This is a genomic window from Streptomyces sp. NEAU-W12, assembly GCF_026242095.1.
Taxonomy (GTDB): Bacteria; Actinomycetota; Actinomycetes; order Streptomycetales; family Streptomycetaceae; genus Streptomyces.
In genome coordinates this window covers 192476-203271 of sequence record NZ_JAPJDM010000011.1, presented here as the reverse complement: position 1 = coordinate 203271, position 10796 = coordinate 192476, and the positions used below count along the sequence as shown (strand labels likewise).

At 69.7% G+C, this 10796-nt stretch carries 8 protein-coding genes; 2 read left to right on the top strand and 6 right to left on the bottom strand.

Features of this window, described 5'->3' with window-relative positions; translation table 11 throughout:
- Positions 1–770: 770 nt before the first annotated feature.
- The 3 genes from ORI94_RS16300 to ORI94_RS16290 form a co-directional block, all read right to left on the bottom strand.
- A complete protein-coding gene (locus tag ORI94_RS16300; RefSeq protein ID WP_266075921.1) occupies positions 771–1388 on the bottom strand; it encodes an NAD(P)H-dependent oxidoreductase in 618 nt (205 codons plus the stop codon).
- Between the two features lie 70 nt (positions 1389–1458).
- A complete protein-coding gene (locus ORI94_RS16295) occupies positions 1459–2367 on the bottom strand; it encodes an NAD(P)H-binding protein (RefSeq protein ID WP_266075919.1) in 909 nt (302 codons plus the stop codon).
- A 99-nt stretch (positions 2368–2466) separates the two neighbouring features.
- Complete coding sequence (locus ORI94_RS16290; protein WP_266075917.1) at positions 2467–3399, bottom strand: AraC family transcriptional regulator; 933 nt, start codon at positions 3397–3399, stop codon at positions 2467–2469.
- A 426-nt stretch (positions 3400–3825) separates the two neighbouring features.
- Between ORI94_RS16290 and ORI94_RS16285 the strand changes: the two genes are divergently transcribed.
- Complete coding sequence (locus ORI94_RS16285) at positions 3826–4221, top strand: ankyrin repeat domain-containing protein (protein WP_266075915.1); 396 nt, start codon at positions 3826–3828, stop codon at positions 4219–4221.
- Between the two features lie 788 nt (positions 4222–5009).
- Here ORI94_RS16285 and ORI94_RS16280 read toward each other — a convergent pair.
- Both ORI94_RS16280 and ORI94_RS16275 read right to left on the bottom strand, forming a co-directional pair.
- Positions 5010–5978: a sensor histidine kinase gene (locus tag ORI94_RS16280; protein WP_266075913.1), complete on the bottom strand. Its 969-nt coding sequence runs from the start codon at positions 5976–5978 to the stop codon at positions 5010–5012.
- Positions 5975–6757 carry an MEDS domain-containing protein gene (locus ORI94_RS16275; RefSeq protein ID WP_266075911.1) on the bottom strand — a complete coding sequence of 261 codons (783 nt, stop codon included), beginning with the start codon at positions 6755–6757 and terminating at the stop codon, positions 5975–5977. Before ORI94_RS16275 ends, ORI94_RS16280 begins: the two co-directional genes overlap by 4 nt.
- 425 nt (positions 6758–7182) lie before the next feature.
- On the opposite strand from ORI94_RS16275, the gene ORI94_RS16270 reads away from it, so the two are divergent.
- On the top strand, positions 7183–7842 hold the full coding sequence (locus ORI94_RS16270) for a hypothetical protein (RefSeq protein WP_266075908.1): 660 nt from the start codon (positions 7183–7185) through the stop codon (positions 7840–7842).
- Positions 7843–8604: 762 nt separating this feature from the next.
- Here the strand turns inward: ORI94_RS16270 and ORI94_RS16265 are convergent.
- Entirely contained in the window at positions 8605–10773 is a 2169-nt protein-coding gene (locus ORI94_RS16265) for an MMPL family transporter (RefSeq protein WP_266075906.1), read from the bottom strand.
- Between the last annotated feature and the right edge of the window lie 23 nt (positions 10774–10796).

Below are 10796 nucleotides of genomic sequence, written 5' to 3'. Positions count from 1 at the left end.
CGCGTCTACGACGAGATCTCGCTGCACGCGCAGATCAACGCGGGGCGCGGGGACGGCCCCGAGGTCGCGGCCAACATCTACTGAGCTTCCCGACGCCCGGCAGCCCGCCCCGACGGCATCCGCTCCGCCGCTACCAGCGCCACCTCGCCCTCTTGCGGATCGCCACCGCCGCTACCAGCGACGCCGGCCGTTCTCCTACGGGCAACGGCCGGGAAACGGCGTTGTCACGTTGTCGGATGTGAGGGTGTCTGACGGTGTGCCGGAGCGTGGTGGGGTCGGGTGCCGGGTGCTCACGGCGCGGTGGGCAGGCCGGCGACGCCGGTGATCCGCTCCCAGATCGCGAAGCGGACGGTCATCTCGGACCCTTCACGAAGTCCAGAACGGACTGCGCACGCTTCGCGCCCACAACCTGGGCGCCCGCCTCCGCGACGGCTTGGACGCCCGCTCTCCGCGCGACTCGGAGATGGAGGAACTGCGCCGCAACGAGACGCAGCACTCGCAGCCGGCCGCCGAGCGGAGACCGCCATGCAGGCACTCCGCAACGTCAACCAGCGGCTGATGGCCGAGAACAGCCGGTTCATCGCAACAGCTGTTCCGAAACCACCCGGACAGCCGCAGCCGCCCAAACCGACCGGCCCTTGAAGAGCGCGCCGCCGACCGACCTCTGACCGACACCCCGGCCGCCTCGGACCAGGCGGACAAAGTCCGGCACGGATCTGACCGCATGACCAGGTGAGGCTCCTCCAACGCTCCTCGGACCGGAAACATCGCTAGATGTGTGCAGGAGCCCGAACAGCCGCGCTGATCATGCTCACCGCGCGCTCGACTTTCTCCGCCGTGGCTTCAGGGGAAGGCAGTTCGGATTCGTAGACGAAGGCGGTGGCGCCGCGGCGGCTTCCGCAGTAGTCGACGATGCCATGCTCGATCTGCGTCCGCAGGGCCTTCTCGTATCCGTGTCGCTCGAGCAGGCCAGGATCGCTGCCGGCGACGGGCAGAAGATGCGTCGTGAGCTGCTGCAGCTTGGGGCGCAGGCCCGAGTCTGCTGAGTACTCGAAGGCCCAGCCGTTGACGAAGACCCGATCGATCCACCCCTTCAGCAGTGCCGGCATCGACCACCAGTACACGGGAAAGATCAGAACGACGTCAGTGGCCTGCTCGAGACGACGGTGCTCACGGACGACGTCGGACGGGTAATTGCCGCCCTCGCGGTACGCACGGCGATCCGCCGTGTTGTACCTGGGGTCGAACTGCTCCTGGTGCAGGTCGGCCACTTCGACCGGCAGGGGGTGCAGGGCCGATTCGAGTCTGGCCGACACATGATGCGTCAGGGACTGAGGGTCTGGGTTGGCGGTGATCAGCAAGGTCCGCGGCCTGTGGTCGGTGTTCATCCCAGTGCTTCCTTGTCGGAGGAGTACGGAGTGTGGTTCCGGTGGGGGTGGCTCGGCGCCGAGCAGGCGGTCACGGGGACGTCGACGCCTGAGCCCGGGGTGGCGTGACGGATACGGGAGGAGGATCAGCCGGACGGGCGCCGCTCGTCCCACGCTCCTGCTGCCGCCCCGCCCGTACGACGTAGTCCTCAAAGGTCCGTGGCTTTTCCCCCGGTACAGCGGCGAGGTCTTCGGTCGTCTCGGCGGTCAGCCCGCTCTCCATCAGAACGAACAGCTCGGCGATCTGGCCGGCTTCGCGCCTGTCGAAGCCCTGTTTGACGAGCGTGGAGACGTACTCGTCCCCTGAGACCTGCCGATAGGTGAGTTGCCGCCCGGAGGCACGGGAGAACAGCTCCACAGCTTCCGCGAAGGTGACGGCGCGCGAGCCGGTCAGCTCGTAGATTCGTCCGGTATGCCGGGCCGGCTCGGTCAACACCGCGACCGCGGCGCCAGCAACGTCCTCGGCGTCGATGAACGGTTCGGGGACGGCGCCGGCCGGAAGCGCGAGCTCGCCGGCGACCAGTGGCGCGTGGAAGAGATCCTCGTCGAAGTTCTGGGCAGAGTTCGACGCTCGCAGGATCGTCCAGCCCACGGACGAACTGCGCACGGCCCCTTCGGCCGACCGCATGTCCGGACCGAATGAGGAGTGGTCCCATCCGTCCACGCCCCGTCCGGAGAGCAGGACCATTCGCTGCACTCCGGCGGAGGCGGCCTGCGCCACGAAACGATGCGCCGGATTCGGATCCGACGGGGCCACGACGCAGGCGACGGCGGCGTCCTGCAGGACCGCGTGCCAGGTGTCGGGTTCGGACCAGTCGAACCGGACTCTGCTGGACCGGGAAACGGCACGTACCTGTGCGCCGCCCCACCGCAGCCGGGCGGCGCTTCTGCGGCCCGTCTCGCCTGTCGCGCCGAGGACGAGAGGGATGTTTTCACTCATGACCTCTAGACAACATGACCCGGCCATACGATCCCATGGGCAAGAAGCCGAAGAACCTGTCTATTCGTCTACCGCGTGAGGTCTGTCGGGGTCGGGAAGCTATACAAGTGCACGCCGAAACTCCGTCGGGTTGACGCCGCGGATGCGTTTGAACGCGGCACTGAAGCCGAAGGCGTCCGAGTAGCCGACCTCGTGGGCGATCTCAGCGAGGGTCGCCGTCTTCCGTTCCCGCATGAGGTCGGCTGCGATCATCATTCGCCGGCGGGTGAGGAAAGTCAGCGGCGGCTCGCCGACCAGGTCGGCGAAGCGTTTCGCGAAGGTGGCGCGTGACACCCCAGCCCTTTCGGCCAGGGAGGAGACCGTCCACGGCGCGGCCGGTTGATCGTGCAGCAGCCTCAGTGTGTGGCCGACGACCGGGTCACGGTGTGCGGTGTACCAGACCGGGGGGTTGCCACCGGGCCGGTCGAACCAGTCGCGCAGAGAGCACACCAGCATCCAGTCCAGAAGCCGGTCGAGCACGATCTGCTGGCCCGGGGCATCGACGGCGACCTCTGCGGCCAGGAGGGCCTGCACGGCGTTGACCGTGCCGTCGCCCGCAATACGCAGGACGTCGGGCACCGCGTCGAGCAGTTGCCGACCGATCTCGCCGCGGACGGGGTAAGCGCCGGTAACCAGCGTCGTCGCGCGGTTCGAGTCGCCGGGAGCGGCATCGTGCCAGCCCAGGCGGTGGCGGGTTCCGCCCTGATCAGGCGTCGCGCAGTTCTCCCCGCATTCGATCGGTTCGGCCGCGGTGTCGATCTCGTCGACGAAGGAGAACGGTGCGGGGCCGCGCAGGATCAGCGTTTCACCGGCGGTGAGGTGCTCGGGCGGGTGCCCCTCCGGAAGGATCCACCCAGATCCTTCCAGCATGGTGCACAGCGTCAGCGGCGCGCCGTCGACGAACCGCAACGCCCAGGGGGCGGTAACGGTTGAGCTGCCGAACAACGACCCCTGAGCCCGCACGTTACGGAACATGTCTTCGAAGGCGTCCATGGGTCAACATTAGACGATCGCGCAGGCGTTACCGCTTTTTGCCTATGGATTCGTCCTGCCCACCGTCTCGGTATGAGTGTCATGCGCAGCAACGCCACCCGCTCTCGACGCGGCCGGCACGGACCAACCGCCACCTCGCCGCCCGGTGGCAACTGCGCGGTGCCCCGACAGGTGCGGCCTGCGGCCTCCGGCTCCAGCGCGGCTCGCCTGGATCGATTCCGACAGCTGGGGCGGGGCCACGCAGGGCGTCGCCGCCGTGCATGCGGTGACCGTCGCCGGCGACCTGGCCGCGAATCCGCCGCATGCGCCCCTGTGCAGCGCATGGTCCTGCTCTCCGGCACGCATCGGGCACGCCACAGTCCGGGTCCCCACCAAGGCGTCACGATCACGGATCGCGCCTGACCGATCAACCAGGGAAGAACTGAGATGACGCGTGAATCCTCCATCCGGGCCGGTGGCCTCCCGGCGGCGAGCAGCCCTCTTCGCGCCGGAGCGGACCCGAACCAGCGCGGCGCGGACGGTCTCACGCCGCTGATGATCGCCGCAGGCCTCGGCCAGTCCTCCATGGTCGACCTCCTCCTGGCGGCCGACGTCGATGCCTTCGGCGTCGAGCGGCGGATGGGCGCGACGGCGCTGCACAAGGCAGCACAGTCGGGCAATGTCGATGTGATCGGGTCGCTTCTCGATCATGGTGCCTTCATCGATCAGCAAGCGCCGATTCCGGGCGATACGGCGTTGACAGACGCCGTCCCGCACAAGAACGCGGAAGCTGTCGGCTTCCTTTTGCAGCGTGGAGCAAAAGTGACGATCAAGGACATCTGACAGCAGACCGCGCTCGAAGTCGCTCCCGCTGATGGCCTCGAAGCGATCGCACCCCTGATCGAGGAGCAGGTCGAGCGCAACGGGGAAGCGGTCGGTGCTCTGAAGCTGGTAGCGGCGGCCAAGGCGAATGACCCTGCCGAGGTCGGGCGACTGATCGCGGCGGGAGTTCCCGGTTTTGCAGGCACTCCTGTCGGCCGTGCCGCGGAGGTCGCTCTCGGGCAGTTGGACCACCGACTCCAGAGAGTGGTAGCCCTCGTGCCACGCCTCAGCGGCCCTGGAGCCTTTCCACGCATCGGCGCCCTGACGGCCGCGATCCCCCGATCGCGGCGCCGATTCGCCGCTGTGGACCTCCGCGCCACCGATGCCGGCCTCCTGACCGCCGCAGCCCGCGGCTGCACCAGTGCCGACAGCGAATGCGGCGAGAAGGCGGACGGTGCGGGTGATGTTCGTACGCGTGGTCTCCCGGGAACCGGCCGTGGACCGGTGGGGTGTGCGTTGAGCGGGCGGAGGCCACGTGCCGGCACTGTGACGCGCCGGCCCCGGCCCGGATTCGGCCGGCTCCCTCACCGGTCGGGACGGCCAGTGCGTCGCGACAAGACGACACCCCGGAGCACAGAGAGACCCCGGGCCGCAGACGCTCGGGATCTCGTGCTGAGCGGTACACGGTCCACCAGATGCCCGCCGTCCTGCGAGAACTGGACGGCCACAAGCGCGTCGGTCGCGACCCCGACACCCGGGAGGCGGCGAAGAGAACCGACCGCCGCCTGAAAGGACTGCGGGACCGACCGTCAGCCCTGTTGCGGGACGTCGACATGGAGGCGGATGGTGGTGCCCTGGTCCCGGGTGGAGCGGATCTCGACCAGGTCGCAGAGCTGGTGGGCGAGCCAGAGGCCGCGGCCACCGATCTGCTCGGTGGTGGGGCGGGTGCGGCCGGCCATCACGTCGGCGATGTAGCCGGCGTCGCGGAACTCGCACAGGAACGTCGTGTCCTGGGCCCAGGTGCGCAGGGTTCCGTGGCCCCCGCCGTGCCGGATGCTGTTCGTGGCGATCTCCGTGACGGCGACGGCCAGCTTGCGCTGCTGATCGTCCGGGACGCCCGCGTCCGATGCGCACTGGGCGACCTTCGAGCGGATCGCGGTCAGGTCACCGTGTGTGTAGCTCAGCTCCTGGAAGGGATCGCACGGAGGGTTCAGGGCCTCGAAGGGATACTCCTCGGCCGTGAGGTAGCCCTCGTTGCGAACGTCATGGCCGTCCTGGCGGATCAGCGGGTGACAGTGGGACAAGGACTGCAGGGCGCTCTGGTCCTCGTCGGCGTCGTCGTAGGGGCACAGCATCGACCAGGCGGGGCTGCGGGCGAAGGCCCGGTTCAAGAGCCACTCGTGATAGCGCAGCTCAGAGAGGTGCGCGGCGTTGCGGGCCTCGCGCCAGGCCGTCTCTCCGATGCCGCGTACCGGTCTGTCGCCCTCACCCCGCTCGTTCATCCAGTCCGCCCAGGCGCCGACGAGCCGGCCGGGATTGGGTCCGAGCGTCGTGGTGTCGACGAAAGTGACGGCGGGCTCGTCGGCGAGTTCGCCGCGCAGGAGTGACGCCTTGTCCGGGGGGACGGCGACGACCACGGCCTCGTCGCCTTCCAGGGCCTCGTGGATGTAGCCCAGTGTTCCGGACAGGAACTGCGCGTCCCCGCGATAGGGGTAGAGCTCGTGACGGAAGGGGGGCCGGGCCTGGTCTGGCGGATGCGAGGGCGAGATCGCGGTCATGCGGCCATCACCACCGGCGTGCCGGCGGTCGCGTAGCCGGCGAGTTCCCAGCACAGGCGTACGGTCTCGTTGGCGCCTTCCACGACGATCCGGCGGTCCGGCAGGTGACGGGCGGCGTCAACGAGTGCGTGCATGCCCGCGGCGTCGATCATGTCCAGGGCGTCGAAGCGCATCTTCACTTTGGGTGAGCGACTGATCGCTGCGCGTACCGCGGTGTTGAAGGCGCCCGCGCACTCCGAGTCGATCACTCCGTCCACGCTCCAGCTGTCGGCGCCCGTGCTGTACATCCGGAAGGCCGGACGTCCAGCACGTATGCCCATCTCGTGCGGGTGCACACATGCCATGTGTTCCAGCGTAGGCGCGTCCCACTGCGACGGCCTGAAAGCGCACAGCACGATGGCGTTGCTCTCCGAGGCGAACTCATCGAGCTTCAGCTCCTGGGCCACCAGTTCCTCGGTCCCGCTGGGCACTGCCGCAGGCACCCGCTCGGTGAGTACGCGCACCGACCGGTAGCCCTCCCTGGCTGCGGTACGCGCTTCCCGGCGCACCGCAGCCAGGACGGAGTCGGGGTCCGCAACGCGTGGAAAGTCGAGAATCACCGAGGCCGACGGCACATTGTCACGGGCAAGGCCGGAGACCGCGCCCGTGGAGCCGACCACCACGATCTTGTCGCCGTACAGAGCGCCGTCAGCCACGTAGGCGAGCACGTCTGCGGAGGAGGTGGCGGCTGAGCCCGCGTGCCAGCAGATGTGGTCACCGAGCTCGACGTCGTCGAACACAGCCAACGTCCGCGCCGCTCTCACCTGGTCGCCTTCCCGATCTTCCAACCCGTCCTGGGATACAGAGAGTACTGGGCCGGCCGGGAGACCGTTAAGCCGAATGGAGATCGACCAGGTGAGCGGGCGCCGGCGGAGGGTCTGTCGCCTGCGTGTCAGCCGGGGCAGCCGCTCAGTGGCCTGCTCCAGGCCACACAGGTGCATATGTGCGGCTTCGGCCAGCGGGAACACCAGCCGAGGGCGCGAACGAACGGCGCGGTCCTGAAGCACGGACACCTCTGCGGCACGGTACTTTGCGCGCTTCGCGAAGGATACGGCGCGGCTCCCGCCAGGGGTGAAGCCTGCCTGCGCACTGAAGGTGGAAGGCCGAGCGGCCGGAGATCGAACCGGCACAAGGGGCATCCACGGCCACCAGCGTCGTCGACCTCATGCCGGTCCTGCGAGGCAGCATCGACAAGGCGTCGCCGCAAGAAGAGCGCTGCCTGAACCCGGCCTCCGGGCCACACCCCGTGGTGCGGCCCCTGCCGGGGCCGATGCTCACGCTCTCCGTCAGCAGCTCGGATCTTCCCCCGCTGCACGCCGTCGAGCCCAAGTGGGACGGATTCCGGGCCCTGGCCTCCGTGGACGCGGGCCAGGTGGTGCTGCGCTCGAAGCGCGGCACCGGGATCGGCCCTGCGTTCGCGGAAGTGATGGCCGGGGCCGGGCATCTGCCGGATGCGACCACGCCGGCCGGCGAGCTGGTCGTGCGGGAGGAAGGCCGACTCGCTTTCGAGCGGCTGCAGAGCCGGCTGCGGCGGCGTGGCACCGGGGCGGGCCCTGCTGCGGCTGTCTGGGACTGGGCACCGGTCGGACTGGAAGGGGGTGCGAGCGAGGCGGTCGTCGGCACGGTCACCGGCTCCTTGGCCGACCCCCGCACGTTGCTGACCGACAGGTTCGACGACGACGGCCGCCTGCAGCACACCGGCCGCACTACCACTCCCACCCGGGTGGCGAGCAGCACGGCCGCCGGGCCACTCGCCCCGGTGCGGCGCGGTCATCCGTGGACGGGCTGGTCGTTCTCCGCCGGTGGGGAAGCCGGGGCGCGCTGAACGTCACGCCGGTGGAACTCGAGCCGGTGGTGGAAGTCGACGTCGCCCGCGACGCGCCCGGTCGGCACCACCCTGTTCGCCGCCCTGGAGGTCGCCACCGGCAAGGTGCTCGGCTCCCTCCACCGGCGGCACCGGGCCGTCGAGTTCAAGAAGTTCCCCACCAGGCTCGACAAGGAGGTGCCCGCCGGTCTCGACGTGCCCTGGCCCTCGACACCTGCGTCACCCACGAGACGCCCGTGATCAAGCAGTGGCTGCCGGTGCATCCCCCGCTTCCAGCTGCACCTCACGCCGACGAGCGGGTCCTGGCTGAACCTGGTGGAGCGGTGGTTCGCCGAGCTCACGCAGAGAAAGCTCAAGCGAGGCGTCCACCGCTCCGTCCAGCCCTTCGAACGCGCCATCCGAGCCTGGCTCGCCGACGGGAACGAGCACCCGAGGCCCTTCGTCCGGACGAGAACCACCGACGAGATCCTCGACAAGGTCGCCGCCCACTGCCGGCGGATCTCTGACTCAGGTCACTGGACGGGCAGGAGGGCCCGGTCCCGTCGTGCCGGCCCGGGGTGTCCTTCCTGAACTGCGGTGCGGTGGTGTGATGCCGCGCCCGCCGGTCCATCGCTTCGGGCGTGCGTGCACAGCGGCGTACGGGGCCGGGCCCATCCCTCGATGTGGTCGGGAAGGGAGAGGAAAGCGGGAGAACGGGGGAGGACGGGACCGCTGTGCGGGTCCCGCCCTCCGGGGTGCGGTCCGGCCCGGCCGGCGCGCGGGTCAGACCGAGACGGGGGTCTCGTGTCGCGTCTCCGCGGCCAGCTGCCGGTTCAGCTTCTCCCCCTCGATGTCGAGGTCGGGCAGGGCCTTGTCGAGGGGCTTGGGCAGCCACCAGGCGGCACGACCGAGCAGTGACATCACCGCCGGGACCAGCGCCATGCGGACGACGAAGGCGTCGATGACCACGCCGACGGCGAGGGCGAACCCGATGGACTTGATGATCGGGTCGTCCATCAGGACGAAGCCGCCGAACACGGACGTCATGATGAGCGCGGCGGCCGTGACGACGCGGGCGTTGTGGCCCATGCCGCTGACCATGGCCGCCTGCGGGTCGGCGCCGTGGACGAAGTCCTCGCGCATGCGGGAGACGAGGAAGACCTCGTAGTCCATGGCGAGGCCGAACAGGATGCCGATGAGCAGGATCGGCAGGAAGCTCACCAGCGGGCCGGGGGTGTCGACGCCCACCAGGCCGGCGAGGTGGCCCTCCTGGAAGATGGCGACGGTGATGCCGAAGGTCGCGCCCACGGTGAGCAGGAAGCCCAGGGCTGCCTTCAGCGGTACCAGGACCGACCGGAAGACCAGCATGAGCAGCAGGATGGACAGGCCCACCACCAGGAGCAGGTACACCGGCAGGGCGTCGGCGAGCTTCTCCGAGACGTCGATGCCCAGAGCGGTCGCGCCGGTGAGGGCGATGTCGGCGCCCTCGATGTCCGCGACCCGGTCGCGGATGTCGTGGACGGCGTCCTCGGTGGCGGCGGCGGTCGGGCCGGCCTCGGGGATGATGGTCAACAGGGCGGTGGTGCCCTGCTCGTTCAGCTGCGGCGGGGCCACGGTCAGGATGCCGTCGGTGTCCTTGATGAGGGCGGTGGCCTTCTCGGCGGCCGCCCCGGTGGTCTGCGCGTCCCCACCGTTGACGACGGCGACGAGACGGCCGTTGAAGCCCTCGCCGAAGCCCTCGGACGTCAGGTCGTACGCCTCGCGTGCGGGGGAGCCCTCGGCGGCGGTGCCCGCGTCCGGCAGAGCTATGCGCATGTCCTGGGCCGGGAGGGTGAGCGCGCCCAGCCCAAGGATGCCGACGACCAGGAGCGGGACGCGCAGCTTGGTGACGAGCCGGCCCCAGGCGAAACCGAAGCCCTCGGCGACGGTGCCCTCCTCGGCGGTGTACCCGCCCGCGTGACGCTGCTTGCGCGGCAGGATCTTCTTGCCGGCGAAGGCGAGGAAGGCCGGCAGCAGGGTGAGGGCGACCAGCACGGCGACGGCAACGGTGCCCGCCGCGGCCAGGCCCATCACGCTCAGGAAGGGGATGCCGACGACGGAGAGGCCGGCCAGAGCGATGACGACGGTGGCACCGGCGAAGACGACGGCGGAGCCGGCGGTGCCGGTCGCGCGGCCGGCGGCCTCCTCGGGCTGGAGGCCCTCGGCGAGGTACTGGCGGTAGCGGGAGGTGATGAAGAGCGAGTAGTCGATGCCGACAGCCAGGCCCAGCATCAAGGCCAGGACGGGGGCGGTGGAGGTCAGTTCGATGACACCGGTCAGGGAGAAGAGGCCGGCCATGCCGACCGCAACGCCGATCAGCGCGTTCAGCAGGGTCATGCCGGCGGCGACCAGCGAGCCGAAGGTGACGACCAGGACCACCGCGGCGACCAGGACGCCGAGCGCCTCGGTGGAGCCGATCTCCACCTCACCCCCCATGACCTCGCCGCCGTGTTCGACCCGCAGGCCCTCGACGTCGGCGCCGACTGCCTCGTAGGCCGACTTCTGCTCGTCGGTGACCTCGTCGGCGGCCTTGTCGAACTGCACCTGGATCAGGGCGTAGCGGCCGTCCTGGGAGACGGAGCCGGTCTGGAAGGGGTCCATGACGGCGGTGACACCGTCGGTCCCGGAGGCTTCCTTCACCACGGGTGCCACCGCGGCGGGGTCCAGCTCCTCGCCCTCGGGCGCGGCGACGACGATGGTGCCGGTGGCTCCGCCGGCTTGCGGGAACTGCCGGTCGAGGTCGTCCAGCGCCCGCTGGGACTCGGTGCCCGGCATGGAGAACTTGTCGCTGGTCGGGCCCATCAGGGTGGCGGCTCCGACACCCAGCAGAATCAGCAGGAGCAGCCAGACCGCGGCTATTCGGCCTCTTCTGCGGAAGGAGAACCGCCCGAGCCGGTACAGCAAGGTCGCCATGGAGGAAGGGTCTTTCCGTTAGG